This is a genomic window from Actinomadura sp. NPDC048955 (genome assembly GCF_040649435.1).
Taxonomy (GTDB): Bacteria; Actinomycetota; Actinomycetes; order Streptosporangiales; family Streptosporangiaceae; genus Spirillospora; species Spirillospora luteofluorescens.
Window position 1 is genome coordinate 18,707 of the sequence record NZ_JBEZJI010000045.1, and the last position, 25,220, is coordinate 43,926.

A 25,220-nucleotide genomic window follows, 5' to 3' on the forward strand; every position below is an offset into this window, starting at 1 on the left:
TCCCGCGGGGGATCGGATCGTCAACCGCCGCAATAGGCTGGAGATCCAGACCGCGACAGGAAGGGGTGCCCGTGCTGGTCGACACCTTCGGCCGTACCGCGACGGACCTGCGGGTCTCCCTCACCGACCGGTGCAACCTGCGCTGCTCGTACTGCATGCCGCCCGAGGGGCTGGACTGGCTGCCGAAGCCGGAACTGCTCACCGACGACGAGGTCGTCCGGCTGGTCGGGCTCGCCGTGCGCGACCTCGGCGTCACCGAGGTCCGCTACACCGGCGGCGAGCCGCTGCTGCGGCGCGGGCTCGCCGGCATCGTGCGGCGGACGGCGGAGCAGGCGCCGCGTCCCCAGATCTCGCTGACCACCAACGGGATCGGGCTCGACCGGCTGGCAGCGCCGCTGGCCGAGGCCGGTCTCGACCGGGTGAACGTCTCCCTCGACACCCTCGACCGCGAGACCTTCCGGCGCCTCGCGCACCGCGACCGGCTCGCCGACGTGCTGGAGGGGCTGGCGGCGGCGCGGCGGGCGGGGCTGGCCCCGGTCAAGATCAACACGGTGCTGATGCGCGGGGTCAACGACCACGAGGCCGTCCCGCTGCTGCGCTACTGCCTGGAGCACGGCTACCGGCTGCGGTTCATCGAGCAGATGCCGCTGGACGCCCAGCACGGCTGGACCCGCGAGAACATGATCACCGCGGACGAGATCCTGGACCGGCTGTCCGCCGAGTTCGACCTCGTGCCCGACACCGGGCACGAGCGCGGCAGCGCCCCCGCCGAGTCGTTCCTGGTCGACGGCGGCCCCGAGACGGTCGGCGTGATCGGCTCGGTGACCCGGCCGTTCTGCGGCGCCTGCGACCGGGTGCGGCTCACCGCCGACGGGCAGGTCCGCAACTGCCTGTTCGCCACCGAGGAGTCCAACCTGCGGGACGCGATGCGCGCCGGCGCCGCCGACGCCGAACTGGCCGACCGCTGGCGCGCGGCCGTGCGGACCAAGCGCGCCGGGCACGGCATCGACGACCCGTCGTTCCTCCAGCCCGCCCGGCCCATGTCGGCGATCGGCGGCTGAGCCGCGTGGACGCCGGCACGCCCTTCGACGCCGTGCTGCTCGCGGGCGGGCGCGCCCGGCGGTTCGGCGCCGACAAGCCCGCGGCCTCCGTGGGGGGACGCCGGCTGATCGAATGGTCGGCGGCGGCCGCGTCCGGCGCGTCCCGGCTGATCGTGGTGGGGCCGCGCCGCGACGTCCTGCCGGGCGCCGTCGTCGTCCGCGAGGACCCGCCGGGCGGCGGGCCGGTGCCCGCGCTGCGCGCCGGGCTCGCCGAGGTCCGCGCGGCCAGGCTGGTGCTGCTGGCGGCGGACCTGCCGTTCCTGCGGCCCGCCCACGTCGCCGCGCTGCTGGAGGCGGCGGGGGAGCGGGACGGGGCCGTCCTGGTGGACGGGGAGGGCCGTGAGCAGTGGCTCGCGGGCTGCTGGCGCGCGGCCGCCCTGCGGGAGGCGCTGGCCGCCTACGACGGCGCGTCCCTGCGCGGCCTGCTCGGCCCGCTGGCCCCCGTCCCGGTCGCGCCGCCGCCCGGCGGCCGCCCCGCGTGGTTCGACTGCGACACTCCCGAACAGCTGGCCGCCGCCGAGCGCCTGCTTTGATCGTGGGAGAGTGGGCACACCACCAGGACCATGCTCGAAGGGGGAACCCATGGCTGTCCTTGAGGACTGGATCAACGCGGCGTGCCTCGAACTGGGCCTGGAGCGCGGGGACGTCGACCAGGGCCTGGTCCTGGACCTCGCCCGCGACGTCGCCCACAACGTCGCACGGCCCGGCGCGCCGCTCACGGCCTACCTGCTCGGCCTCGCGGTCGGCCGCGGCGTGCCCGCGCGGGACGGCGCCGCGCGGCTGACCGAGATGGCCGAGGGCTGGCGGGCCGAGGTGCCCGAGCAGGCCGGCGAGCCGGTCCTCGACGACGCCTAGGCTGTGTTTTCACAGTCCCGGCCCACTTCGCTCGCCTTGCGGCTCGCTACGTGACCGGCACTGGGCGAACGCGGCATCGCTTCGCGATCTGCCGGGCTCCGCTCGCCTCCGGCCTCGCTCCACCGGGCAGGTCACGCGTTCGCGCGCGTGGCCGGGCACTTCGAGACAGGCCCTAGCCGTCCGCCGGCTCGTCGCGTTCGGCGACCGGCACCACGTCCTTCAGGAAGTCGCGGCGATCAAGGAACGCCGACAGGCTCTCGCGGTGCTCGTCGCAGGCGAGCCAGATCTTCCGCCGCTCCGGCGTGTGGATCTTCGGGTTGTTCCACCGCAGCGCCCACACGGCGTCCGCGCGGCACCCCTTGGCGGAGCACTGCAACTCCTCGGCCCCGTCCTCCGGTTCAACGTCGGTCATGAGCCGACCTTAGCCATCACAGCGCCCTCAGCCACCACCGCGACCACGCAACGACCTCAATGGTCGCGATCGCGTCCGAAGGCAGATTCGAGCGAAGCAAGAATCTGATCGCGCAGCGACCCGCCAGGCGAGTCGCAGCGATGCCAGCGATCGCCCGCCTTATCGACGATGGAGGGCCCTCCGGGCCCGAAGGAGGAGAAAAGGCAATGAACAAGCGCTGGCAGGCGCTCTCGGTGTGCCTCGTCGCGGCCTTCATGACGCTGCTGGACGTCAGCATCGTCAATGTGGCGCTGCCGTCGATCCGGGCGGGGCTGCACGCGTCCGACGCGCAGCTCCAGTGGATCCTGTCGGGGTACGCCCTGACCTTCGGGCTCGTGCTGGTCCCGGCCGGGCGGCTCGGCGACGCCCGCAGCCGCCGGGCGGTGTTCATGTCCGGGCTGGCCCTGTTCACGGTGGCGAGCGCGGCGGCGGGCCTCGCCCCGACGATCCTGCTGCTCGTCCTCGCCCGGCTCGTGCAGGGCGTCGCGGGCGGCATCCTCAACCCGCAGGTCGCGGGGCTCATCCAGCAGCTGTTCCGGGGCGCCGAGCGGGGACGGGCGTTCGGGGCGCTCGGGGCCGTCATCGGGATCGCGACCGCCGTCGGCCCGCTGCTCGGCGGCGGGCTGATCGCGATCGCCGGGTCGGCGGAGGGCTGGCGGTGGGTGTTCTACGTCAACATCCCGGTCGGGATCGCGGCGCTGTTCCTGGCGTGGCGGCTGCTGCCCGAACCCGTCTACGGGCCGCGGCAGGGCCTGGACCCGCTCGGGGTGCTGCTTCTGGGCGCGGGTGTCCTGTGCGTGCTCCTGCCGCTCGTCCAGGAGCAGCAGTGGCGGAGCGACCTGAAGTGGCTGCTGATGCCGGCGGGCGCCGTGCTGCTGGCGGCCTTCGCGGCGTGGGAGCGCCGGGCGCGAACGCCGATGGTCGTCCTCGCGCTGTTCCGGCTCCGCTCCTACACCCTGGGCTCGGCGATCGCGCTGCTGTACTTCGCCGGATTCACCGCGGTGTTCTTCATCTTCACCCTCTACCTGCAGAACGGCCTCGGCTACAGCGCGCTCGGGGCGGGCCTCGCCATCACTCCGTTCGCGCTCGGGTCGGGTGCCGCGTCCGCGCTCGGCGGCCGGATCGTGACCCGCTACGGCCGTCCCCTCGTCGCCGTGGGCCTGTGCCTGGTGCTGGCCGGGCTCGGCGCGGCCTGGCTCGCCGTGGAGCTGAAGCCCGGCGGCGGCGTGGCGTGGGCGACCGCGGCGCCGCTGCTGCTGGCCGGGCTCGGCAGCGGCCTGGTGATCTCGCCGAACCAGACGATCACGCTGTCGGAGGTGGACTACACCGAGGGCGGCAGCGCGGCGGGCGTCCTGCAGACCGGGCAGCGGGTCGGCACCGCGATGGGCGTCGCCGCCGTCGGGTCGGTGTTCTTCGCCGCGATCGCCGGGACGGGCGGGGACTGGGCGGCGGCGTTCCGGCGCGGGCTGATCGTCGTGCTGGGGTTCGTGCTGGCGGCGCTGGTGGCGGCGGTCGCCGACCTGGCCGCCGGCCGCCGCCCGGTGTCAGCCGCGCCGGACGAGGGCGCGCAGTCCGAGGCCGAGGGCCGCCGCGGAACCGAAGGCGGCCGCGGCTAGCACCCGGTTCTGCCGCCTGATCCGCGCCGGGATCCGCGCGTAGGGGATCGTCGAGAACGACACGAGTTCGTAGCGGGAGACGTAACGTCCGGCCAGGCGGCGCTCCAGCGCGTGCGTCGCGGCCTGCTTCGCCCGGTACACCGGCGAGGACACCCGGTCGCGCATCTCGACGAAGTTGTCCAGCGCCATCTCGGCGATCGCGTCGGTGTTGGCCTTGCGCCGCTCCTGGTAGAGCGACAGCGCGCGGCGCCAGTCGCCGCCCGTCTCGGTCAGGCACCGGTCGATCTCGATGCAGTCCTCGAAGGCGCAGTTCGCGCCCTGCCCGAAGAAGGGCACGATCGCGTGCGCGGCGTCGCCCAGCAGCGCCACCAGGGCGCCGCGGCCGTACCGCGTCCACGGCCAGCACCGGACGGTCACCAGCGACCCGACCGGGTTGCGCTCGTAGTCGCCGGTGAGGTCCGGCATGAGGCCCGCCACGTCGGGATAGTGCCGCTCGAAGTAGGCGCTGACCTTCTCCGGGGTGTCGAGGGCGGCGAAGTCCTGCTTCGGCCAGAACAGCGTGCAGGTGAACGAGCGGTCCAGGTTCGGCAGCGCGATCATCATCGAGGTGCCGCGCGGCCAGATGTGCAGCGCGTCCGGGTCGAGCGCGAAACCGCCGTCCCTCGGCGGGACGGTCAGCTCCTTGTAGCCGTGCTCCAGGAAGTCGGCGTCCTCGTCCAGGCGCAGCGACCGGCGGGCCGCGCTGTAGGCGCCGTCCCCGGCCAGGACGACGTCGGCGGGTTCGGGGTCCGCGTCCTCCAGCAGGAGGGCGCCGGCCTCGACGTCCACGCCGGTGACGCGCTGGGAGAACCGCAGCGTGACCCCCGGCGTGCTTTCGGCGGTGTCGAGCAGCGACCGGTTCAGCTCGGCGCGGCTGATGGAGTTGATGGCGCGCTCGCCGTCGGCGCTGTAGGGCTGGAAGTTCTGCCCGCCCGCCAGGGGATGCACCATCCGCCCGTGCATGGGCAGCGCCTGCTTGAGCGACTGGTCGCGCAGGCCTACCTGCTCCAGCGCGGCCAGGCCCCGGGCCGAGACCGCCAGGTTGATCGAGCGGCCCCGCTCGGCGCCCGCGACGCGCGGGTCGGGCCGCCTCTCGTACACCGTCACCGCGATGCCGCGGCGGCCGAGCAGCACCGCGAGCAGGCAGCCCGCCAGGCCCGCGCCGACGATCGCGACCCGCTCGCCGCCCTCAGCCGCCATGGACGGGGACCTCCTCGGTCTGGGAGCGGACCTCCCACAGGTCGGGGAAGGCGGGGGCGAACAGGGTGCTGCGCAGGTAGTCGGCGCCGGCCGAGCCGCCCGTGCCGATCTTCGCGCCGATCGTGCGCTCGACCATCTTCAGGTGCCGGTACCGCCACTCCTGGATGCCCTCGTCCACGTCGACGAGCGCCTCGCAGACCTCGGCGGCGGGCCCGGACTCGTCCGCGTAGACGGCGAGCAGGACCTTCTGCACCCCGGGGTCGGGCTCCCACGGCAGGGAGAAGTCCCGCTCCAGCGCCTCGCGCGGGACGGGATGGCCGCGCCCGGCGAGGTAGCGCAGCAGCGAGTCGAACACCGACGGGCGGGACACGGCCGCCTGGAGGCGCTCGTCGCCGCGCAGGTCGGAGGCGGGGAAGGAGCGCCGCCCGAGGACGGCCTCGATCTCGCGGAACTGCTCGCTCTGGAAGCCGCTGGAGTTGCCGAGCGCGTCGCGGAACGCGGCGAACTGCCGGGGCGTCATCGTCTCCAGCACGTCCAGCTGCCCGACGACGGTCTTGAGGATCTTGGCGATGCGGCGGGCGGTGTGCAGCGACCCGCCGCTGTTGCCCTCCTCCATCCGGCTCTGCAGCAGCGCGGCCTCGTGCAGGATCTGCTTGAACCACAGCTCGTAGACCTGATGGATGATCACGAAGAGCAGCTCGTCGTGCGCACGCGTCTTCGGCTCCTGGCACGACAGCAGGTCGTCGAGCCTGAGATAGCCGCCGTACGTCATCGTCGGCGAATCCGCCATCACGCCTCCTTGCGACACAACGGATGTGATCCGCAGCATATGGGATGGACGGGCACGTCCAGGCGGTGGGTGGCCGTACCGCGTCCATACCCCCCTACGATCAGAACCTGATTCGGTATCGAGCCGGGAGGCGCCGGATGGGCGAGATCGTCAGGGAGTTCGTGGGGCTGCCGTCGCCCCTGGCAGGCCGGGCCGGCGCGGGCGGCCACCCGTGCCAGGGGATCTACCACCGGCCGGCCGGGGCCGCCCCGAGGACCGCGTTCATCGCGACCCACTACAACGTCGACTTCTCCGAGCACTACCTCGCCGAGCACCTCGCGGCCCGCGGGTACGGCTTCCTCGGCTGGAACACCCGCTTCCGCGGCAACGAGGCGTACTTCCTGCTCGACCACGCCCTCGCCGAGATCGGCGCCGGCGTGCGCTGGCTCCGCGAGCGGGCGGGCGCCGAGCGGATCGTCCTGCTCGGCAACTCCGGCGGCGGCTCGCTGATGGCGGCCTACCAGTCGCAGGCCGTCGACCCCAACGTCACGCCGGTCGCCGGGATGCGCCCGGTCGCCGCCATCGAGGACCTGCCCGCCGGGGACCTGTTCGTCGCGCTCGCCGCCCACTCCGGCCGCCCCGAGGTCCTCACCGCCTGGATGGACCCCTCGGTCACCGACGAGACCGACCCGCTCTCGGCCGACCCGTCCCTCGACCCCTTCGACCCCGGCAACGGGCCCCCGTTCAGCGCGGAGTTCCAGGCCCGCTACCGCGCCGCCCAGCGCGCCCGCAACGAGCGCATCACCGACCGGGTCCTCGCCCGCCTGGACGCCCTGAAGGGCACGCGCGCCCGCGACGCCCTGTTCACCGTGCACCGGACCTGGGCCGACCTGCGAATGATCGACCCCGCCATCGAGCCGTCCGACCGGGAGCCCAACCGCTGCTACCTCGGCGACCCCGCCAAGGCCAACTACGGCGTGTTCGGCATCGGCTCGCTGTGCACGCTGCGGTCCTGGCTGTCGATGTGGAGCCTGCGCACCTCGCAGTGCACCGCCGCCCCGCACCTGGCGCGCATTACCGTCCCGTCCCTGGTGGTGCACGCCACGGCGGACGAGTGCGTCTACGACGGCGACGCCCGCGCGATCCTCGGTGCCCTCGCCGCGTCCGACCGGACCCTCCACCGCATCAGGGACACCCACTACCTGCCGCGCTCCCGGCCCGAGGTCGCCGACCTGGTCGACGCCTGGGTCCGCGCCCGCTGAGCCGCCGCGGCGACCGCGTGCGGATCGGCCGGGGCCCGGCCGATCCGTCAGCGCTCCAGGTCGCCGGTGGCGAGGCGGACGCGCCGCAGGGCCGTGGTGACGTCGGCGGCCTCGGCGGCGGGGAGGCCGGCGATGCCGAAGCCGGACTCGTTGAGGGCGAGCGTGGCCTCCTCGGCGAGGTCGCGGCCCGCGGGGGTGATGGTGGCGAGGACGACGCGGCGGTCGTCGGGGGAGGGGCGGCGGCCGACCAGGCCCCGCCGCTCCAGGCGGCCGATCACGTTGGTCACGGACGCGGGGTGCACCATGAGGCGGTTGCCCATCTTGCCCATGGGAAGGGTCCCGGTGCGGGCGAAGGCGAGCAGGCGCAGGGCCTCGTAGGCGGCGAACGTCAGCCCGTGGGGCTTGAGGGCGGCCTCGATCCGGCTCAGCAGGAGCTGCTGGGCCCGCATCACGGAGGTGACGGCCGCCATGCGGTCGGCGTGCTCGGGCCAGCGGCCGCTCCACTGGCGGTGGGCCTCGGCGATGGGATCGGGCATGTCGGGCACCGGCCCACCGTATGCGGTCTTGACTGCGTCGCGCACGGAAACTACTTTAACTTCCAAATATTGGATGTCCAAGGTTTGGGGTGGGGACGGTGACGGGGGAGCTGCACTCGCCGGTGCACCCGGTGCGCTTCGTGACGGCGGCGGCGCTGTTCGACGGCCACGACGCGGCCATCAACATCATGCGGCGCATCCTGCAGTCCCAGGGCGCCGAGGTGGTGCACCTCGGCCACGACCGCTCCGTCCGCGAGGTCGTCGACGCCGTCCTGGAGGAGGACGCGCAGGGCGTGGCGATCAGCTCCTACCAGGGCGGCCATGTCGAGTACTTCGAGTACCTGTCGCGCAGCCTGAAGGAGGCCGGCGCCGAGCACGTGAAGGTGTTCGGCGGGGGCGGCGGCGTCATCGTGCACGAGGAGATCGCGCGGCTGTCGGGGGCGGGGGTGCGTATCTTCTCCCCGGAGGACGGGCAGCGCCTCGGCCTGCCCGGGATGATCAACGAGCTGGTCCGCGACTGCGACGTCGACCTGGCCGCCGAGCCCGTGCCGGCCGGCGACGTACTGGCCGGCGACCGGCGCGCGCTCGCCCGGACGATCACCTGCCTCCAGGCCGGTGCCCTGCCCGCGGACGACCGCGCGCGGCTCGCCGAGGCGGCGGCCGGGCGGCGGGTCCCCGTGCTGGGCATCACCGGGACGGGCGGATCCGGGAAGTCCTCCCTCACCGACGAGCTGGTGCGGCGGCTGCGCGTCGACCAGGGCGACCGGCTGCGCGTCGCGGTGCTCGCGGTGGACCCGACGCGGCGGCGCGGCGGCGGCGCGCTGCTCGGCGACCGGATCAGGATGAACTCCCTGGACGGCGACCGCGTGTTCTTCCGCTCGCTGGCCACCCGGGGCGCGCGGGAGCTGCCGGAGAACGCCGAGGACATCGTGACCGCCTGCAAGGCCGCCGGCTACGACCTGGTGATCCTGGAGACGCCCGGCATCGGGCAGGGCGACGCCGCGATCGTGCCGCTGGTGGACGTGTCGCTCTACGTGATGACGCCGGAGTTCGGCGCCGCGTCCCAGCTGGAGAAGATCGACATGCTCGACTTCGCCGACGTGGTCGCGATCAACAAGTTCGAGCGGCGCGGCGCGGCCGACGCGCTGCGGGACGTCGGCCGCCAGCTCGTGCGCAACCGGGAGGCGTTCGGACGGCGGCCGGAGGACATGCCGGTGTTCGGCACGAGCGCCGCCACGTTCGACGACGACGGCGTCACGGCGCTCTACCAGCACCTGGGCGGGCTGCTGGGCGAGCACGGCCTGCGCCTGGAGGACGGTGCCCTGCCCGAGGTCGCGACCAAGGTGTCGACCGGCGCCGCGAACGTCATCCCGCCGAACCGCGTGCGGTACCTGTCCGACATCGCCGAGACCGTCCGCGGCTACCACGCCGACACGCTGCGGCAGATGGAGGCCGTGCGGCGCGTCCAGCGGCTGGACGAGGTGCGCGCCGAGCTGACGGACGCCTCCGAGGTGGAGAGCCTGCTGGAGGGCGCGCGCCGGGACGTGGAGCCCGGGAACGCCGAACTCGTCGAGGGCTGGCCCGCCGTCGTGGAGTCCTACTCCGGCGACGAGCAGGTCGTGAAGATCCGCGACAGGGAGCTGCGCACCACGCTCACGCGCGAGTCCCTGTCGGGCAGCCGGATCCCCCGCGTCGCGCTTCCGCGCTACACCGACCACGGCGAGCTGCTGCGGTTCCTGCGCAACGAGAACCTGCCCGGCCGGTTCCCGTTCACCGCCGGGGTGTTCCCCTTCAAGCGCGACAACGAGGACCCCGCCCGCATGTTCGCGGGGGAGGGCGACCCCTTCCGCACCAACCGCCGGTTCAAGCTGCTGTCGGAGGGCCAGCCCGCCACGCGCCTGTCCACCGCGTTCGACTCGGTCACCCTGTACGGGCGCGACCCCGACGAGCGCCCCGACGTGTACGGCAAGGTCGGCACGTCCGGTGTCTCGATCGCCACGCTGGACGACATGAAGGCGCTCTACGACGGGTTCGACCTGTCGTCCCCGACCACGTCGGTGTCGATGACCATCAACGGTCCCGCGCCGACGATCCTGGCGTTCTTCCTCAACACGGCCATCGACCAGGGGCTGGACGCCTTCTACGAGGAGAACGGCCGCGAGCCGTCCGAGGAGGAGGCCGCGCAGATCCGCGCGCACGTGCTGGCCACCGTGCGCGGCACCGTGCAGGCCGACATCCTCAAGGAGGACCAGGGGCAGAACACCTGCATCTTCTCCACCGAGTTCTCCCTGCGGATGATGGGCGACATCCAGGAGTGGTTCATCGCCAACAAGGTCCGCAACTTCTACTCGGTGTCGATCTCCGGCTACCACATCGCCGAGGCCGGGGCGAACCCCATCAGCCAGCTCGCGTTCACCCTCGCCAACGGCTTCACCTACGTCGAGTCCTACCTGGCACGGGGCATGGACATCGACGACTTCGCGCCCAACCTGTCGTTCTTCTTCTCCAACGGTATGGACCCCGAGTACAACGTGCTCGGACGGGTGGCCCGCCGCATCTGGGCCGTGGCCATGCGCGACCGGTACGGCGCGAACGAGCGCAGCCAGAAGCTCAAGTACCACGTGCAGACGTCCGGGCGCTCCCTGCACGCGCAGGAGATGCACTTCAACGACATCCGCACGACGCTGCAGGCGCTCATCGCGATCTACGACAACTGCAACAGCCTGCACACCAACGCCTACGACGAGGCGGTCACCACGCCGACGGCCGAGTCGGTGCGGCGGGCCCTGGCGATCCAGCTCATCATCAACCGCGAGTGGGGGCTGGCGATGAACGAGAATCCGCTGCAGGGGTCGTTCGTCATCGACGAGCTGACCGACCTGGTCGAGGAGGCGGTGCTGGCCGAGTTCGACCGCATCAGCGAGCGCGGCGGCGTCCTCGGCGCGATGGAGACCGGCTACCAGCGCGGCCGCATCCAGGACGAGTCGATGCTGTACGAGCAGCGCAAGCACGACGGCTCGCTGCCGATCATCGGCGTCAACACGTTCCGCGGCCCGGAGGCGGGCGACGGGACCCCGAAGACGATCGAGCTCGCCCGCGCCACCGAGGGCGAGAAGCGCTCCCAGCTCGACCGCGTCCACGGCTACCAGGAGGCGCACCGGGACGGGGCGCGGGCCGCCCTCGCCGCGCTCAAGGACGCGGCCCGGTCCGGCGAGAACGTGTTCGCGGTGCTGATGGACGCGGCGCGCGTCTGCAGCCTCCAGCAGATCACCGACGCGTTCTTCGAGGTCGGCGGCCAGTACCGCCGCAACGTCTGAGGCGCCCCGCCGATGGCCGTCCACGACGACACCGGCGCCCCGGCCGGTGTTCCGGACCGGGTGCGCCGCGTCGTGTCGATCGTCCCGTCCCTGACCGAGACGGTCGCGGCGACCGCGCCGGGGCTGCTCGCCGGCGCCACCGACTGGTGCACCCACCCCGAGGGCCTGGACGTGCCGCGCGTGCGGGGCACCAAGAACCCCGACCTGGAGCGGATCATCGGGCTGCGGCCCGACGTCGTCGTCGGCAACACCGAGGAGAACCGGCCCGCCGACGTCGAGGCGCTGCGCGCGGCCGGCGTGCCGGTCTGGATGACGCGGATCCGCACGGTCGAGGAGGCGCTGGCGTCGCTGCGGCGCATGCTCACCGAGGCGTGCCGGGTGCCGGTGCCCGGCTGGCTGGAGGAGGCGTCCCGCGTCTGGGCCGGCGTCGCGCCCGGCGAGCCCCGGGCGGCGGTGATCCCGATCTGGCGGCGGCCGTGGATGGTCGTCGGGCGCGACACCTTCACCGGCGACGTCCTGGCCCGCCTCGGCGTGTCCAACGTCTACGCGGGGCATCCCGAGCGCTACCCGAAGATCCCGCTGGACGAGCTGAACGCGGCCGGCGCGGACCTGGTGGTCCTGCCGGACGAGCCGTACCGCTTCACCGAGGACGACGGCCCGGAGTCCTTCCCCGGGCTCGACGCCGCGCTCGTCAGCGGCCGGCTCCTCACCTGGTACGGCCCGTCCCTGGTCGAGGCCCCGGCCGTCCTCGCGGAACGGCTCGCCGAGGCCCGCCCCCGCTAGCCGGGGCGGCGCACGAACATGGCCTCCACGCAGCGGGCCATGCGCTCGTCGAGCTCCTCGGCGGGCACGCCGATCTCCCGCGCCAGGTGCTCGCGCAGCAGCGTGTACCCGTAGACGGTGGAGGCGATGGCGGCCTGCACGGCGGCCACGTCCTCGACCGGCAGGTCGCCGCGCTCCGCCTCCGCCGCGAGGTCCTCCCGGCCCGCGCCCCGGTTGAGCAGGACCCGGGGCCGGTCGTCGCCGTCCAGCACCAGCAGCGTCGCCAGCCGGACCGGCTCGGGGTCGCGCAGGCTCGTCCAGAACAGCCGCGCCAGCCGCTCGCGCAGCGGCAGCCCGGCCGCGTCCACGGCGTCCTCGGCGTTCGGGCGCGACCGGTGGAACAGCGCCGAGCGCAGCAGCGCCCGCCGCGACCCGAAGTACTGGTAGACCAGCCCGCGGTTGACTCCCGCCTCGTCGGCGACCTGGCGCAGGTTCAGCCCGGCGAGGACGCCGCCGCGCCGCAGCAGCGCGACCGCCGCCGCGCGCAGCGACTCCTCCGTCCCGTCCCGGTCGCGCACCCGGGCCGCCCCGTCACGCGCGGGGACCACCGGCCACATAGATGACCTGCCCGGACACGAACGACGCGTCGTCGCTGACCAGGAACGCTACGGTCCCGGCGATGTCCTCGGGGACGCCGACGCGCCGGACCGGGATCTCCTTGGCGGCGGCGGCCTTGAAGTCCTCGAAGTCGACGCCGACGCGGGCGGCGGTCGCGGCGGTCATCTCGGTGGCGATGAACCCCGGCGCGATCGCGTTGGCCGTCACGCCGAACTTGCCCAGCTCGATCGCCAGCGTCTTGGTGAACCCCTGCAGGCCCGCCTTGGCCGCCGAGTAGTTGACCTGGCCGCGGTTGCCGAGGGCCGACACCGACGACAGGTTCACGATCCGGCCCCATCCGGCCTTCGTCATGTGCTCCTGCGCCGCGCGGGTCATCACGAACGAGCCGCGCAGGTGCACCGACAGGACCGAGTCCCAGTCGTCGTCGGACATCTTGAACAGCAGGTTGTCGCGGGTGATGCCGGCGTTGTTCACCAGGACGACGGGCGGGCCGAGCTCGGCGGCGACGCGCGCGACGGCGGCGTTCGCCCGCGCGGTGTCGGCGACGTCCACGCCGACGGCGAGCGCGGTGCCGCCGTCCTTGGTGATCGTCTCGACCGTGCCGGCGCAGGCGGCCTCGTCGAGGTCGCAGACCGCGACGGCGAAGCCCTCCCTGGCGAGGCGGACGGCGGTGGCGGCGCCGATGCCGCGCGCGGCGCCGGTGACGATGGCCACCCGGGTGTCGGTCATGTGCGCAGCCCTTCCGTCAGACCTGGATGTCCTTGGCGATGATGGTCTTGAGCACCTCGCTGGTGCCGCCGTAGATCCGGGCGACCCGGGCGTCGGCGTACAGGCGCGCGATCGGGTACTCCAGGATGTAGCCGTAGCCGCCGTGCAGCTGGAGGCACTTGTCGACGACGCGGGCCTGCACCTCGGTGCAGAACAGCTTGCAGACGGCGGCGTCGGCGGGGGTGAGCTCGCCGGCGTCCAGCGCCTCGATGCAGCGGTCGACGAGCGAGCGTGCCGCCTCGACCTCGGTGGCGCACTCGGCCAGCACGAACTTGGTGTTCTGGAACGACGACACGGTCTTGCCGAAGACGGTGCGCTCCTGGACGTACCTGCGGGCGAACTCCACGGCGGCGGCCGCCGACGCGTAGGAGCTCGTCGCGATGCCGAGGCGCTCCTCGGCGAGGTTGTGCGTCAGGTACTCGAACCCGCGGCCCTCCTCGCCGAGCAGGTCCTCCACGGGCACCCGCACGTCGGTGAACGACAGCTCGGCGGTGTCGGAGCTGCGCAGCCCGATCTTCTCCAGCTTGCGGCCGACCGCGTAGCCCTCGCTCCGGGTGTCCACGGCGAGGATCGACAGGCCCGCCCGGCGGTTCTCCGGCGTCGCCGGGGACGTCCGCGCGACCACGAGCACCCGGTCGGCGAGGACGCCGCCGGTGATGAACGTCTTGGCGCCGTTCAGGACGTAGTGGTCGCCGTCCAGCTTCGCCGTGGTCTGCATGCCCGCGAGGTCGGAGCCGGTGCCGGGCTCGGTCATCGCGATCGCCGTCATCATCTCGCCGGACACGAACGGCGGCAGCCAGCGCTTCTTCTGCTCCTGCGACCCGTACTTCAGCAGGTACGGCAGGACGAGGTTGACGTGCACGCCGTAGCCGCCGAAACTCACCCCGGCGCGGGCGCACTCCTCGGAGACCACGGCCTGGTACTTGAAGCTCGTCTCGCCCGCGCCGCCGTACTCCTCGGGCACCTGGATGCCGAACACGCCCAGCTCGCCGAGCTTGGTGTAGAAGTCGCGCGGCGGGTGGCCCGCGTTCTCCCACTCCTCGTAGACCGGGACCACCTCGGCCTCGATGAACGCCCGGATCGTGTCCCGGAAGGCCTCGTGGTCCTCGTTGAAAACGGTGCGGCGCACGCCGTGCCCCTCTCGCCAGCGTTACTAACAGAACGCTAAGTTATCTCGAATCCAGTTCTAGAATCAAATACGAGAGGGGTCGGCCGCCGGGGCGGGTCAGCAGTCGGGTTCGCAGACCCGGCGCGAGACGGCCTCGAGGAAGATCGCCTGGATCTGCCCGGGCGTCTCGGCCACGTAGGCGTCGCCGTGCGTCACCTGCGCGATCCGCCGCAGCTCGTTGACGTCCACGCCCGACCCGTAGCCCAGCATGTTGACCTGGACGGGGCGCTCCGGGTCGTACTCGCGCCGCATGTGGTCGAGGGTCTCCTCCAGGGACGGGCCGTGCGGGTCCTCGTTCCTCCCGTCCGTCCACAGCAGGACCGAGTTCACGTACTCCGGCTTGTAGGTCCGCTTCATGTAGTCGAACGCCGCCATGACCGTGTCGTACAGGCCGGTGTCGCCGTGCGGCTTCACCCGGATCCGCGCGAACGCGCTCAGCACGAGCTGCCGCCGGGTCGCCGACCCCAGCCGCTCGTAGAGCGGTCCCACGCCGACCAGCTCCCGCCAGTCCCGGTCGCCCCGCAGGTCCGTGGAGAAGATCCACTGGCCGAGCTCGCTGTCGTCCGGCAGCAGCGCGAGCCCGCCCTGGGCCGTGCGCACCGTGGACTGCAGCCGCGTCACGCCCGGCGCGACCCGCTCGTCCATGGACCCCGACACGTCGATGATGCTCAGCATCCGGATGCTCAGCGACAGCTGCGCCCACGACTGCATGGTGCGCCGCACGTCCGCGGCGGGCGTCTCGGGGAGCGCCCGCGGTGGGCGCGGGTCCAGGCCGGTCCGCGGCGAGAACGACGCGGGCGCGGCTCCGCCGGGCGCCCGGAAGCCCAGCCGCCGGAGGTCGTCCCGGGTCGCCCTGTCCGCGAGCGCCGTCCGCAGTAACCGCGCCGCGCCCGCTCTGGCCCGGTCCTCCGCCAGGACGGTGACCGGGTAGTCGAGGTAGATCGTCCCCTCCGCCGGATACAGCGCGACCGCCGGCTCGGCCGGACGCCGCGCGTTGTAGGCGAACACCGCCTGCTCGGGCGCCATCGCGACCGGGTAGCGGTCAGCCTCGCCCTGGCCGGACGAGGCGGACGAGGCGAACGCGGCGAACTCGGCGTCCACGGAGACGGCGACGCCCTCCCGGATCGTGCGGACCACGCCGGTGAACGACGCCTCGCCGCCGGGGGCGTCCCCCAGCAGCGCACCGGCCAGGATCAGCGAGCCCACGCCGGTCGCGCTCCGGGACGGATCGGGGACCTGGAGCCGGAACAGCCGCGGCGGTAGCACCCCGGTGCGGCCCCCGGCGGGGTCGGGCTCGGCGCCGGAGGCCGTCCCGGCCGCGGCGAGCAGGTCCTTCCAGGACGGCCGCTCCGGGGCACCGAGGTTGCGCAGCTGCGTCGCCAGCCCGCGCGGAACCGCAGGGACGATCGGGGTCGAGGCGATCCCGGCGGGGGGCCCCGAGGCGTCCGCGGCCGGGGCCGCCCCGGAGCCGCCGGCGAGCTTGGTCCACAGCGAGGAGTCGGGGATCCAGACGTCCGGCCTGCGGGCGACGCCGGCCACACCCTTGCCGGACAGCAGCGTGGCCACTGCGGCGGGGTCGGCGGCGCGCACCCGCGCGCGGGCGCACCGCCCGTCCACCTCGTGCCCCGCGTCGTTGAAGCGCCCCGCCGCCCGCACGACCGCGGGAGCGACGTCCGGCGCCGCGGCCACGTCGAGCGTCACCGCGCCACCGCCGGCGCAGCCCTCGCCCGCCGAGGCGATCGCGTACGCGCCGAACCCGGTGAGCAGCACCAGGCCGACCGCGCCCGCCAGCGGCCCGAGCAGGACGCCGCCGACCCGCCGCGGCGGGCGGCCTCCGCCGAGGGCCCACGGCCCCCGCGGCTGCTTGGCGGCGGCGTGCGCCGGGCCCGGGGGACGGGGCGTGCGGCCGGGTCTGCTGAAGGCGTCGAAGGGCTCGCTCTCGGGCCCGCCCGCCGCGCCGCGGGGCGGGAGCCCGGCCGGGTGCGAGGCGCCGAGGAAGGTGTAGGGGGACTCGGGGCCGCCCGGCTCCGGCGGGTTCCGGGGCGCCCACTCGGGCACGTCGTCGAATGCGCTCATGGCATATCTCCGTTTCCCGGGCGGGGCCGCGGGCCGCGTCGCGCCGTGGGTGGACGGCCCGCGTCCTGAGACACATGGTCGATATGTCTCAGGTGAGGCAGCTGTGATGTTCGTCTCATCAGCCGTCGCCGTCAAGGGGGCGGGAGGCCCGGGATAGGGGCGCGCCGGTCAGGACTGCGGGCCGGGCGCCTCGCCCTGCGGAGCGCGGCCTTCCGCGCCGCGGCGGTCGTCCGGCCGGAGTCCGGGTCCACGGGACCTCCCCCTGGGGCGCGGGGACGGTGGTGCCGCTCAGCAGTACGCAGCGGGCGCCGGGAAGGATCGGTCCGCCGCCGGCCCGTCCTGACGGAGGGTGCCCGCGCGGGAACGCCCCGCTCCCTGCGGATACCGGTGCGCGGGGTTCGCGAGGACGGGGTTCCGGTTCATGGCCGGAGCAGGACAGCGCGGAAGCCTTGCGTTATCGCGCAAATGTGCGTCGGCCCGAGCGGGCGGTCAAGTGAAGGTGCGGAGAAGGTCATCTGCGGGCCCGCGAAGCTTCAGCGGGAACCCCGGAGAGAGAAAAGCGGCGCCGGGTGGATACGGGGGCAATCCACCCGGCGCCGCATCATCGGTGTTCCGACGGGGGCCCGGAACACCGGCACGGGCGCTCCGACGGGGGACCAGAGCGCCGGTACAAATCGTACACCGAAACCCCCTGCGGTTAGTCAAGAGAATGTCACGACCGGATTTCCGGACGCTGTCCGGAAACCGGCTTCTGTTCCTTGCGGAGGCGGTCGTCGAAGGCCGCCGGGGCGGTCGGTTCGCGCCCCCCGTTGGCGAAGATCACCGCGACGTAGGGGAGCAGCGCGGCGCCGACCACCATGAGCAGCGCGAGCCACCACGGCGCGCCCGCAACGGCGGCCACCACCGCCCCCACGAAGCAGATCGTGCGGACGCCCATCGAGATCAGGTAACGCCGCTGGCGGTGCCCGATGTCCTCCGACATGGGGCGGGGAGCGTCGGTGACCGTGTAGACCGCCGGCTCGCGGTGGTGGCGGGGATTGACCTTCACCATTCCACGGTAAGCCCATGGAGTCCGACCTGCACCGGCGGCACTGGGCAAAACATCTGGAGGAGTCGATGACCGATCGCACGTACCGCGTGACCGAGATCGTGGGGACCTCGCCGGATTCCGTCGACGCCGCGATACGCAACGGCGTCCGGCGGGCCTCGCAGACCCTGCGGCACCTGGACTGGTTCGAGGTGACCGAGGTCCGCGGCCACATCGAGGACGGCGAGGTGGGCCACTTCCAGGTCACCATGAAGGTCGGCTTCCGCCTGGAGGACGCCTGACCGCACGGGGCCGGGGACGGCGGGTCCGCGCGGCCGGGCCCCCGGCACGCCCTCCCGCCGTCCCCGGCCCGTGACGGCTCAGGTGGCCTGGCTCACCGTCGACATGTGGAAGTCGGGCACCCGGACCGCCGGCATGGCGGTGCGGGTGAAGTAGTCCGACCACTCGCGCGGCAGCGTCGGCCCGGTCTCGCCGACCTCGGAGATCCGCGACAGCAGGTCGACGGGGCTCTCGTTGAACCGGAAGTTGTTCACCGCCCCGACGACCTCGCCGTCCTCGACGAGGTAGACGCCGTCGCGGGTGAGGCCGGTCAGCAGCAGGCTCTGCGGGTCGACCTCCCGGATGTACCACAGGCACGTCAGCAGCAGCCCGCGCTCGGTGCGGGCGACCATCTCCTCCAGGGTCGCGCCGCCGTCCGGCCCCCGCATCGCCAGGTTGTCGACGGCGGGGGTGAGCGGCAGCCCGGTGCGCTCGGCGGAGTGCCGGGTCTGGGCCAGGGACGTGAGGGTCCCGTCGCTGATCCAGTCGGTGGCGCCGAGCGCGAGGCCGTTGTCGAACACCGACGCCTCGCGGCTGGAGGCGTGCGCGACGACGAACGGGGCGCACTGCATGCCCGGAGCGGCCGGGTCGCTGGACAGGGTGATCGGCAGGTCCGCGAGCCGCTCCCCGACGCGGGTGCCGCCGCCGGGGGCGCTGAACACCGTCCGGCCGTCCTGCGCGTCCTGGGCGCCCGCCGACCAGTACAGGTAGATCATCAGGTCGGCGACGGCGGACGGCGGCAGGATCGTCTCGTACCGGCCGGCCGGCAGGTCCACGCGCCGCTCGCCCCACTCCAGCCGCCGGGCGAGGTCGCCGGTGAGGGCGGGGACGTCGACGTCGGTGAAGTCGCGGGTGCCGACGCCCGCCCACGCCGAGCCGCCCGCGCCCTTGGCGTTCAGCTCCAGCAGCCCGGTGGGCTGGTCGTGGCGCAGCCGCAGCCCCGCCGAGGAGCCGAGGAACGTCGAGGTGAGGACGTGGTTGGCGAACCCGTACAGGCGCCGGTCGCCGGCCTGCGCGGCGGCGAACGCCTCGCCCAGCGCGGGAGCGAAGCCCTCGAACACCCCGATCCCGGTCTCGGCGGGTTCGTCGTCCCATCCGGCGGCACCGGCGGGCGGCCCCTCGGCGACCAGCGGCCGGGCGTCCTCGGCGGCCTCGTTGCCCGCGGCGTCGGCCTCGGCGGCGCGCACCAGTTCCTCGATGCCGTCGGCGTCGACGGCCGACCGCGACACCACGCCCGCCGCCACGCCCTCCGCCGTGTCGCGCAGCGCGATGACGGTGAGGCGGCTGGAGCGGGTCACGCCGTTGGTGGTGAGGGTGTTGCCCGCCCACCGCAGGTTGGCGGTGCTCGCCTCGTCGGCGATGACGACGCAGTCGTCGGCGCGCGACAGCGACAGGGCCCGCTCGACGGCCTCCTGCGGCCTGATCGTGCTCACTGGCCGGCCTCCTTCAGCGCGTTGAGGATGTTGACGCCGCGGAACAGCGCCGAGGGGCAGCCGTGGCTGACCGGCGCGACCTGCCCCGGCTGGCCCTTGCCGCAGTTGAACGCGCCGCCGAGCACGTAGGTCTGCGGCCCGCCGACGGCCTCCATCGAGTTCCAGAAGTCGGTGGTGGTCGCCTGGTAGGCGACGTCGCGGAGCTGCCCGGCCAGGCGCCCGTTCTCGATGCGGAAGAACCGCTGCCCGGTGAACTGGAAGTTGTGGCGCTGCATGTCGATCGACCAGCTCTTGTCGCCGACGATGTAGATGCCGCGCTCGACCCCCGAGATCAGCTCGTCGGTGGACGGGCCGCCCTCGGCGGGCTTGAGCGAGACGTTCGCCATCCGCTGGATCGGCATGCTGGACGCGGCGTCGGCGAACGCGCAGCCGTTGGAGCGCCCGGCGCCGGTGAGGCGGGCGATGCGCCGGTCGGTCTGGTAGCCGGTGAACAGGCCCTCGGTGACGATGTCGAACGCCTGGGCCTGCACGCCCTCGTCGTCGTAGCCGATGGTGGCGAGGCCGTGCTCGGCCGTCCGGTCCCCGGTGATGTTCATGACCTTGGAGCCGTACTGCAGCGTCCCGAGCTTGTCGGGCGTGGCGAACGAGGTGCCCGCGTAGGCGGCCTCGTAGCCGAGCGCCCGGTCCAGCTCGGTGGCGTGCCCGATCGACTCGTGGATCGTCAGCCACAGGTTGGACGGGTCGACGACGACGTCGTACACGCCCGGCTCCACCGACGGCGCGGCGAGCTTCTCGGCGAGCAGCTCGGGGACGCGGGCCAGCTCGGCGTCCCAGTCCCAGTGCTCGCCCGACAGCCACTCCCACCCGTACCCGGCGGGCGGCGCCAGGGTGCGCATGGTGTCGAACAGGCCGCCGGCGATGCCCACGGCGTTGACGACGGGGTGCAGCCGGACGCGCTGCTGGGTGGTGACCGTGCCGGCGAGGTCGGCGAAGAACTTGTTCTCCTTGACCTGGAGCAGGGTCGCGTCGACGTGGTCGACGCGGTCGTCGCCGAGCAGCCGGCGGCTCCAGGCCGCCAGCAGCGCGACCTTTTCGGCGGTCGGCACCTCGAACGGGTCGGTCTCGTAGGCCGAGACCCAGGTGCGCTCCCCGTGGACGGGCTCGGGCGCCAGCTCGATGGGCTCGCGGTTGACGGCCCTGGCGACGGCGGCGACCTCGACCGCCTGCGCGGCGACGCGGGCGGCGCCCTCGGGGGTCAGGTCGATGCCGGCGGCGAAGCCCCAGGTGCCGTCCTTGACGACCCGGACGGACAGCCCGACGTCGTCGGCGTCCAGGGCGGTCTCCAGGGCGGCGTCGTGGAGGCGGAGCGTCTGGCTGCGGATGCGTTCCAGGCGGAAGTCGGCGTGCTCCGCGCCCAGCTCCCTGGCGCGGGACAGGGCCGCGTCGGCCAGCGCGCGGAGCGGCAGCGCGGTGAAGGCGGGATCGATGTCATGCACCCTCCGCAACCTACCGTCCGCGCCCGTCCCGCCGGGGGCCCGCGCGCCGCCCGAACAAAGGGAGGTGAGCGGATCTTGTCGGTTCGGCACATCCGCAGCGGGCGCGCGGGCCGCTAGTGTCGGGCACCAGCCAACGAGCAGCACAACGAGAGGGTCCTGATGAGTCGCTCTGTCCTCGTGACCGGCGGTAACCGGGGCATCGGCCTCGCCATCGCCCGCGAGCTGGCCGCGGCGGGCGACGCGGTCGCGGTCACCTACCGGTCCGGAGAGCCGCCCGAGGGGCTGTTCGGCGTCCGGTGCGACGTGACGAGCGCCGAGGACGTCGACGCGGCCTTCGGCAAGGTGGAGGCGGAGCAGGGGCCCGTCGAGGTGGTCGTCGCCAACGCGGGGATCACCAAGGACACGCTCCTGGCGATCATGAGCGAGGAGTCGTTCACCTCGGTCCTGGACACCAACCTGACCGGGTCGTTCCGGGTGGCCAAGCGCGCGGTGAAGGGCATGATGCGCAAGCGCGCGGGACGGATCGTGCTGGTCTCCTCGGTCGTGGGGCTGCTGGGCTCGCCGGGGCAGTCCAACTACGCCGCGTCCAAGGCCGGCATGGTCGGGTTCGCGCGCTCGCTCGCCCGCGAGCTCGGGTCCCGGGGCATCACCGTCAACGTCGTGGCGCCCGGGTTCGTCGACACCGACATGACGTCGGTCCTGACCGAGGACCAGCAGAAGGCCATCACCGCCGCGGTGCCGCTCGGGCGCATCGCGAAGCCGGAGGAGGTCGCCAAGGCCGTGCGGTTCGTGGCCAGTGAGGACGCCGCCTACATCACCGGGGCCGTGATCCCGGTCGACGGCGGCCTGGGAATGGGGCACTGACGGACATGGGAATCCTCGAAGGCAAGCGCATCCTGGTCACGGGCGTCCTCACCGACGCCTCCATCGGCTTCCACGTCGCGCGGATCGCGCAGGAGCAGGGCGCCGAGGTGGTGCTGACCGCCTACCCGCGGCCGACCCTCACGCAGCGGACCGCCAAGCGGCTGCCGTCCGGCCCCGACAACCCGCCGCCGGTGCTGGAACTCGACGTGACCGACGCCGACCAGCTCGGCGCCCTCGCCGGGAACCTGCGCGACAGCGGCTTCGACCGCCTCGACGGCGTGATGCACGCGATCGCGTTCGCGCCGCAGACCGCGCTCGGCGGGAACTTCCTGGAGACGCCCTGGGAGGACGTCGCCACCGCCGTGCACGCCTCCGCGTACTCGCTGAAGTCGCTGACGATGGCGTGCCTGCCGCTGATGAAGGACGGCGGCTCGGTCGTCGGCCTCGACTTCGACGCCACCAAGTCGTGGCCGGTGTACGACTGGATGGGCGTGGCGAAGGCCGGCCTGGAGTCGTGCGCCCGCTACCTGGCCAAGTACCTGGGCCCGCAGGGCATCCGGGTGAACCTCGTCGCCGCGGGCCCGCTCGCGACGATGGCGGCCAAGAGCATCCCCGGCTTCGAGGGCATGACGGAGCTGTGGCCGCAGGCGGCCCCGCTCGGCTGGGACATCAAGGACAGCGAGCCCACCGCCCGCGCGTGCGCGGCCCTGCTGTCGGACTGGTTCCCCGCGACGACGGGCGAGATCGTCCACGTCGACGGCGGGCTGCACTCGGTCGGCGCGCCCTCCATGTGATCCCGGCGGCCGCGCCGGGCTCCGGCGCGGCCGTGGGAGCCGTCCTCAGCGGGCCTCGCGCCGGCGGCGGAGGGCGCGGCCCGCGACGCTGACGTTGAGCGCGCCCACGGCCCCGGCGGCCCCGGCCGCGGCGGCGACCAGGACCATCTGGCCGTCGTCCTGGCCGGTGGCGGCCACGGGGGAGATGAGGCGGGTCTGCGGCATGGCGGCCGTCCCGGCCGAAGCGTTCCGGTAGGCGTTCGGGTCGGCCGCGATCTCCGGGGTGGGCAGGACGCCCGGCAGCCCGGCCGCCGTGGCCGGCGCCTGCCCGGAGTACGGCTTGAGGCCGCCCGGCCCGGTCATCGGGGCGGGGCCGGGCGCCGCCCGCCCGCCGCTCGGCGCCGAGGCGGGCCCGCGCGGGGCCTTGGCGGGCGCCTTGGCCGGCGTCCTCGTCTTCTTCGAGGTCCTCTCGGGGACGGGCTTCACGGTCTTGGACGGCGCCGGCGCCGGGGTGGGGCTCTTCGGGGTGATCGCCTCGCGCAGGTTGCCGAGGTTGCACTTCCAGTTCTCCACCGTGCTCTCGGGATCGACGCCCTTCTTGCACGTCTCCGCCGCCGCCTCGGCCGCCGGGGCGGCGAGGACCAGGACGAGCGCCCCCGCCGAGACCGCCGCCGACGCCGTTCCGAGCCGCCTGAGCCGCTGGGGCATGTCGTTCCTCCACCCGATGCCGTGCCTGACACTTGTTGACATCGTGTCCCATACGGGGTCGTCCGTAAACCGCGACACGGGGGTTTCTTTACCCATCAGTACCTCACTGGGCCACCAGCCGCGCGAGCCTGGTGCGCCGGGCCGGGGCCCCGTCCTCGCGCACGGCCCTGGCCAGCGCGGGTCCGGCCGCCTGCACGACGGACAGGTGGCGGCGCGCGAGCCCGAACGCGGTGGCCACCAGCGGCCGTGACAGGCCGTCCGCGCCCAGCACCGCCACCACGGCGGGACGCCGCGTCCCGCGCGCGAGCGCCACGGGCACCGCCCAGCCGTGCCGCAGCCGGGACGCCTCCGCCGGGGCGACGACCGCGGCGCCGCCCGGGAAGCCGACCTCCAGCCCGTGCGGGCCGCCGCCGGTCACCACGCCGGTCTCGCCGAGCGGGGCCTGCGGGAGCGGCGCGGCGACGACCACGCGGTCGCCGGGGTCCATGCCGCCGAACGCGCCGGGACCCGGGTTCAGGCGCGCCTTGAGCGCGGCGTTCAGGGCGCCGGCGCCCGCCTCCCCGCCCGCGGCCGGGGCGACGACCTGGACGTCCTCGACCGGGATGCCGAGAGCGCGGGGGATCGAGTCGGTGACGAGCTGGACGGCCCGGTGCACCGCCTCGCCGGCGTCCTCGGCCGGCACGATGACGACCTCGTGCCCGGGGGCGTCCACGGCCGCGAGCTCGCCGCCGCGCACCCCGTCGGTGATCGCGCCGAGCGGGCCGGACGGCGGCTCGGGGTCCAGCGCCACGACGGGCACGGTCTCCGACGCCTCCAGGTCGTCCAGCGGCCGGCCGGGGCCGGCGGGCGGCGGGGCGCCCGGCTCGCGGCACAGCACGAGGTGGGCGCCGTCGGGGCACGCCTCGGTCAGCACCGCGCAGAGCTCGACGTCGAGCGCCGCGCCGTCCGTCACGATGACCAGGTCGAGGTCGAAGGGCCGCTGCTCGCCGCGCTCGTAGAGCACGGCCCCGGGGGCGGCCGACGGTTCCTCGCGCGGCTCCAGCAGCCGGTGCAGGCTGGTGACCTCGAATCCCTGCGCCGCCCTGCCGGGGACGGCGGCCGCGAGGTCGGCGGCGGCGCGGTCGGTGGGCGCCGCCACGGCCGTGCGGACGCCCTGCGACGCCGCGGCGGCGGCGATCTCGGCGACCGTGCGCGCGAGGCCGTCCGGCGCGCCGGACAGGATGCTCACGCCGGTGCGCAGCGCGGCGGTGAGGGCCAGGGAGCGGTCTTCGGGGAGCCCGTCGCGCAGGCCCTTCAGGGCCGCCTCGTCGAGCAGCGGCGCGGCGGTGAGCGTCAGGCGCTGGAACCCCTCGGCCGCCGCCTCCTCCGCGAGCGCCCACCGCGCCGGGCCGAGCGTCTCCTCCGGCTCCGGCGGCTCGGCGCCGTCCTCGAACGCCTCCTCGTCGAACTCGGGCTCCTCGGTGAGCGACAGGACCTCCGCCTCGTCCAGCGCCGCCTCGACGGCGCGCGGCGGGTCGGGGAAGCGCAGCCGCTCCAGCGCGGACAGGACGTCGGCGGCGGGCGTGACCGTGTGGCCCTGGCGTGCCGCCTCCGTCAGCAGGTGCAGGACGAGGGCCCCGCCGCGGCGGGGGTCGCCGGGGCGGGCGTCCTCGCCGAGCAGGGCGCGGGCGAAGTGGTCGGCCTGACCGGGCTGGACGCCGGGGACGCTCAGCAGGCGCCACGGGTCCTCCCGCAGCCGCCCGGCGGCTCCCGGCCCGAGACGCGCCATGGCGCGGGAGGCGAGCGCGGCGGGCACGCCCGTCTCCGCGAACAGACCGCCGAGGGCCCGCAGGCCCTCCTCCGGGCCGCCGGCGGGCTCGGGCGGCGGCTGCGGCGCCGAACGCGGCGCGGGCTCGGGGGCGTCCCGCCCGTCGAGCGCGCCCGCGGCCGCCTCGGCCGCGCGCATGGCGGCCTCGGCGCGCGCCTTGCGCTCCTCGGGTGTGGGGGTGTGGTCAGGGGTGTCGGTCACGGGCTTCCCGTCACGGCTGATCTCGGTTGGCGGTG

The 25,220-nt window shown here is 74.1% G+C and carries 23 protein-coding genes; 10 read left to right on the forward strand and 13 right to left on the reverse strand.

Features of this window, described 5'->3' with window-relative positions:
- Nucleotides 1-71: 71 nt before the first annotated feature.
- The 3 genes from moaA to AB0C84_RS32325 are packed head-to-tail and all read left to right on the forward strand — an operon-like array spanning nucleotide 72 to nucleotide 1,955.
- Nucleotides 72-1,061 (forward strand): GTP 3',8-cyclase MoaA, encoded by a 990-nt coding sequence (gene moaA / locus AB0C84_RS32315; RefSeq protein WP_361073926.1) that lies wholly within the window; start codon nucleotides 72-74, stop codon nucleotides 1,059-1,061.
- 5 nt (nucleotides 1,062-1,066) lie between these two features.
- On the forward strand, nucleotides 1,067-1,633 hold the full coding sequence (locus AB0C84_RS32320) for an NTP transferase domain-containing protein (RefSeq protein WP_361073928.1): 567 nt from the start codon (nucleotides 1,067-1,069) through the stop codon (nucleotides 1,631-1,633).
- 49 nt (nucleotides 1,634-1,682) lie between these two features.
- Nucleotides 1,683-1,955 (forward strand): DUF6457 domain-containing protein, encoded by a 273-nt coding sequence (locus AB0C84_RS32325; RefSeq protein WP_179841767.1) that lies wholly within the window; start codon nucleotides 1,683-1,685, stop codon nucleotides 1,953-1,955.
- A 172-nt stretch (nucleotides 1,956-2,127) separates the two neighbouring features.
- On the opposite strand, the gene AB0C84_RS32330 is transcribed toward AB0C84_RS32325, so the two are convergent.
- The gene (locus AB0C84_RS32330) at nucleotides 2,128-2,367 is read right to left on the reverse strand and encodes a hypothetical protein (RefSeq protein ID WP_361073931.1); all 240 of its coding nucleotides are present in this window, start codon (nucleotides 2,365-2,367) and stop codon (nucleotides 2,128-2,130) included.
- Nucleotides 2,368-2,573: 206 nt separating this feature from the next.
- On the opposite strand from AB0C84_RS32330, the gene AB0C84_RS32335 reads away from it, so the two are divergent.
- Nucleotides 2,574-4,022 (forward strand): DHA2 family efflux MFS transporter permease subunit, encoded by a 1,449-nt coding sequence (locus AB0C84_RS32335; RefSeq protein ID WP_361073933.1) that lies wholly within the window; start codon nucleotides 2,574-2,576, stop codon nucleotides 4,020-4,022.
- Here AB0C84_RS32335 and AB0C84_RS32340 read toward each other — a convergent pair.
- Entirely contained in the window at nucleotides 3,951-5,261 is a 1,311-nt protein-coding gene (locus AB0C84_RS32340) for an NAD(P)/FAD-dependent oxidoreductase (RefSeq protein WP_361073935.1), read from the reverse strand. The two genes, AB0C84_RS32335 and AB0C84_RS32340, sit on opposite strands and share 72 nt — an antisense overlap.
- A complete protein-coding gene (locus AB0C84_RS32345) occupies nucleotides 5,251-6,051 on the reverse strand; it encodes a tryptophan 2,3-dioxygenase family protein (RefSeq protein ID WP_258939917.1) in 801 nt (266 codons plus the stop codon). The genes AB0C84_RS32340 and AB0C84_RS32345 overlap by 11 nt, the downstream gene beginning before the upstream one ends.
- 137 nt (nucleotides 6,052-6,188) lie before the next feature.
- Here AB0C84_RS32345 and AB0C84_RS32350 point away from each other — a divergent pair, with 137 nt between their 5' ends.
- Nucleotides 6,189-7,292: an alpha/beta hydrolase gene (locus AB0C84_RS32350; RefSeq protein ID WP_361073937.1), complete on the forward strand. Its 1,104-nt coding sequence runs from the start codon at nucleotides 6,189-6,191 to the stop codon at nucleotides 7,290-7,292.
- Nucleotides 7,293-7,339: 47 nt separating this feature from the next.
- Here the strand turns inward: AB0C84_RS32350 and AB0C84_RS32355 are convergent, their stop codons facing one another.
- Nucleotides 7,340-7,828, reverse strand: a complete 489-nt coding sequence (locus AB0C84_RS32355) for a MarR family transcriptional regulator (protein WP_361073999.1) — start codon at nucleotides 7,826-7,828, stop codon at nucleotides 7,340-7,342.
- A 98-nt stretch (nucleotides 7,829-7,926) separates the two neighbouring features.
- On the opposite strand from AB0C84_RS32355, the gene icmF reads away from it, so the two are divergent.
- Complete coding sequence (gene icmF, locus AB0C84_RS32360) at nucleotides 7,927-11,145, forward strand: fused isobutyryl-CoA mutase/GTPase IcmF (RefSeq protein ID WP_361074001.1); 3,219 nt, start codon at nucleotides 7,927-7,929, stop codon at nucleotides 11,143-11,145.
- A 12-nt stretch (nucleotides 11,146-11,157) separates the two neighbouring features.
- Nucleotides 11,158-11,928 (forward strand): helical backbone metal receptor, encoded by a 771-nt coding sequence (locus tag AB0C84_RS32365; protein WP_361073938.1) that lies wholly within the window; start codon nucleotides 11,158-11,160, stop codon nucleotides 11,926-11,928.
- Here AB0C84_RS32365 and AB0C84_RS32370 read toward each other — a convergent pair.
- The 5 genes from AB0C84_RS32370 to AB0C84_RS32390 form a co-directional block, all read right to left on the reverse strand.
- Nucleotides 11,925-12,515, reverse strand: a complete 591-nt coding sequence (locus AB0C84_RS32370) for a TetR/AcrR family transcriptional regulator (protein ID WP_179841760.1) — start codon at nucleotides 12,513-12,515, stop codon at nucleotides 11,925-11,927. The genes AB0C84_RS32365 and AB0C84_RS32370 overlap by 4 nt on opposite strands.
- Entirely contained in the window at nucleotides 12,499-13,254 is a 756-nt protein-coding gene (gene fabG / locus AB0C84_RS32375) for a 3-oxoacyl-ACP reductase FabG (RefSeq protein ID WP_258939912.1), read from the reverse strand. Before fabG ends, AB0C84_RS32370 begins: the two co-directional genes overlap by 17 nt.
- 16 nt (nucleotides 13,255-13,270) lie before the next feature.
- A complete protein-coding gene (locus tag AB0C84_RS32380) occupies nucleotides 13,271-14,422 on the reverse strand; it encodes an acyl-CoA dehydrogenase family protein (protein ID WP_179841758.1) in 1,152 nt (383 codons plus the stop codon).
- Between the two features lie 96 nt (nucleotides 14,423-14,518).
- Nucleotides 14,519-16,537, reverse strand: a complete 2,019-nt coding sequence (locus tag AB0C84_RS32385; RefSeq protein WP_361073941.1) for a substrate-binding domain-containing protein — start codon at nucleotides 16,535-16,537, stop codon at nucleotides 14,519-14,521.
- Nucleotides 16,538-17,249: 712 nt separating this feature from the next.
- Nucleotides 17,250-17,585: a DUF3099 domain-containing protein gene (locus AB0C84_RS32390; protein ID WP_179841755.1), complete on the reverse strand. Its 336-nt coding sequence runs from the start codon at nucleotides 17,583-17,585 to the stop codon at nucleotides 17,250-17,252.
- Between the two features lie 68 nt (nucleotides 17,586-17,653).
- Here AB0C84_RS32390 and AB0C84_RS32395 point away from each other — a divergent pair, with 68 nt between their 5' ends.
- Nucleotides 17,654-17,866, forward strand: coding sequence for a dodecin (locus tag AB0C84_RS32395; RefSeq protein WP_258939909.1), 213 nt, complete (start codon nucleotides 17,654-17,656; stop codon nucleotides 17,864-17,866).
- 78 nt (nucleotides 17,867-17,944) lie between these two features.
- Here the strand turns inward: AB0C84_RS32395 and AB0C84_RS32400 are convergent, their stop codons facing one another.
- Nucleotides 17,945-19,327 carry a metallopeptidase TldD-related protein gene (locus AB0C84_RS32400; RefSeq protein WP_361074003.1) on the reverse strand — a complete coding sequence of 461 codons (1,383 nt, stop codon included), beginning with the start codon at nucleotides 19,325-19,327 and terminating at the stop codon, nucleotides 17,945-17,947.
- A gap of 5 nt (nucleotides 19,328-19,332) precedes the next feature.
- Complete coding sequence (locus AB0C84_RS32405) at nucleotides 19,333-20,832, reverse strand: TldD/PmbA family protein (RefSeq protein WP_361073943.1); 1,500 nt, start codon at nucleotides 20,830-20,832, stop codon at nucleotides 19,333-19,335.
- Nucleotides 20,833-20,991: 159 nt separating this feature from the next.
- On the opposite strand from AB0C84_RS32405, the gene AB0C84_RS32410 reads away from it, so the two are divergent.
- Together AB0C84_RS32410 and fabI are read left to right on the forward strand one after the other, a co-directional pair.
- Entirely contained in the window at nucleotides 20,992-21,696 is a 705-nt protein-coding gene (locus tag AB0C84_RS32410; protein ID WP_179841753.1) for a beta-ketoacyl-ACP reductase, read from the forward strand.
- A 5-nt stretch (nucleotides 21,697-21,701) separates the two neighbouring features.
- Entirely contained in the window at nucleotides 21,702-22,490 is a 789-nt protein-coding gene (gene fabI, locus AB0C84_RS32415) for an enoyl-ACP reductase FabI (protein ID WP_179841752.1), read from the forward strand.
- Nucleotides 22,491-22,535: 45 nt separating this feature from the next.
- Here the strand turns inward: fabI and AB0C84_RS32420 are convergent, their stop codons facing one another.
- Together AB0C84_RS32420 and AB0C84_RS32425 are read right to left on the reverse strand one after the other, a co-directional pair.
- Nucleotides 22,536-23,177: a hypothetical protein gene (locus AB0C84_RS32420; RefSeq protein WP_338743442.1), complete on the reverse strand. Its 642-nt coding sequence runs from the start codon at nucleotides 23,175-23,177 to the stop codon at nucleotides 22,536-22,538.
- 103 nt (nucleotides 23,178-23,280) lie between these two features.
- Nucleotides 23,281-25,185, reverse strand: a complete 1,905-nt coding sequence (locus tag AB0C84_RS32425; protein WP_361073946.1) for a helix-hairpin-helix domain-containing protein — start codon at nucleotides 25,183-25,185, stop codon at nucleotides 23,281-23,283.
- Nucleotides 25,186-25,220 lie beyond the last annotated feature (35 nt).

Bases quoted from the DNA above. Each gene is read 5' to 3' on its own strand.
- AB0C84_RS32395 (WP_258939909.1), top strand. From the start codon at position 17,654: ATGACCGATCGCACGTACCGCGTGACCGAGATCGTGGGGACCTCGCCG.
- fabI (WP_179841752.1), top strand. From the start codon at position 21,702: ATGGGAATCCTCGAAGGCAAGCGCATCCTGGTCACGGGCGTCCTCACC.
- AB0C84_RS32325 (WP_179841767.1), top strand. From the start codon at position 1,683: ATGGCTGTCCTTGAGGACTGGATCAACGCGGCGTGCCTCGAACTGGGC.
- AB0C84_RS32410 (WP_179841753.1), top strand. From the start codon at position 20,992: ATGAGTCGCTCTGTCCTCGTGACCGGCGGTAACCGGGGCATCGGCCTC.
- AB0C84_RS32355 (WP_361073999.1), bottom strand. From the start codon at position 7,828: ATGCCCGATCCCATCGCCGAGGCCCACCGCCAGTGGAGCGGCCGCTGG.
- AB0C84_RS32420 (WP_338743442.1), bottom strand. From the start codon at position 23,177: ATGCCCCAGCGGCTCAGGCGGCTCGGAACGGCGTCGGCGGCGGTCTCG.
- AB0C84_RS32340 (WP_361073935.1), bottom strand. From the start codon at position 5,261: ATGGCGGCTGAGGGCGGCGAGCGGGTCGCGATCGTCGGCGCGGGCCTG.
- AB0C84_RS32385 (WP_361073941.1), bottom strand. From the start codon at position 16,537: ATGAGCGCATTCGACGACGTGCCCGAGTGGGCGCCCCGGAACCCGCCG.
- AB0C84_RS32330 (WP_361073931.1), bottom strand. From the start codon at position 2,367: ATGACCGACGTTGAACCGGAGGACGGGGCCGAGGAGTTGCAGTGCTCC.
- fabG (WP_258939912.1), bottom strand. From the start codon at position 13,254: ATGACCGACACCCGGGTGGCCATCGTCACCGGCGCCGCGCGCGGCATC.
- AB0C84_RS32350 (WP_361073937.1), top strand. From the start codon at position 6,189: ATGGGCGAGATCGTCAGGGAGTTCGTGGGGCTGCCGTCGCCCCTGGCA.
- AB0C84_RS32365 (WP_361073938.1), top strand. From the start codon at position 11,158: ATGGCCGTCCACGACGACACCGGCGCCCCGGCCGGTGTTCCGGACCGG.
- AB0C84_RS32345 (WP_258939917.1), bottom strand. From the start codon at position 6,051: ATGGCGGATTCGCCGACGATGACGTACGGCGGCTATCTCAGGCTCGAC.
- AB0C84_RS32335 (WP_361073933.1), top strand. From the start codon at position 2,574: ATGAACAAGCGCTGGCAGGCGCTCTCGGTGTGCCTCGTCGCGGCCTTC.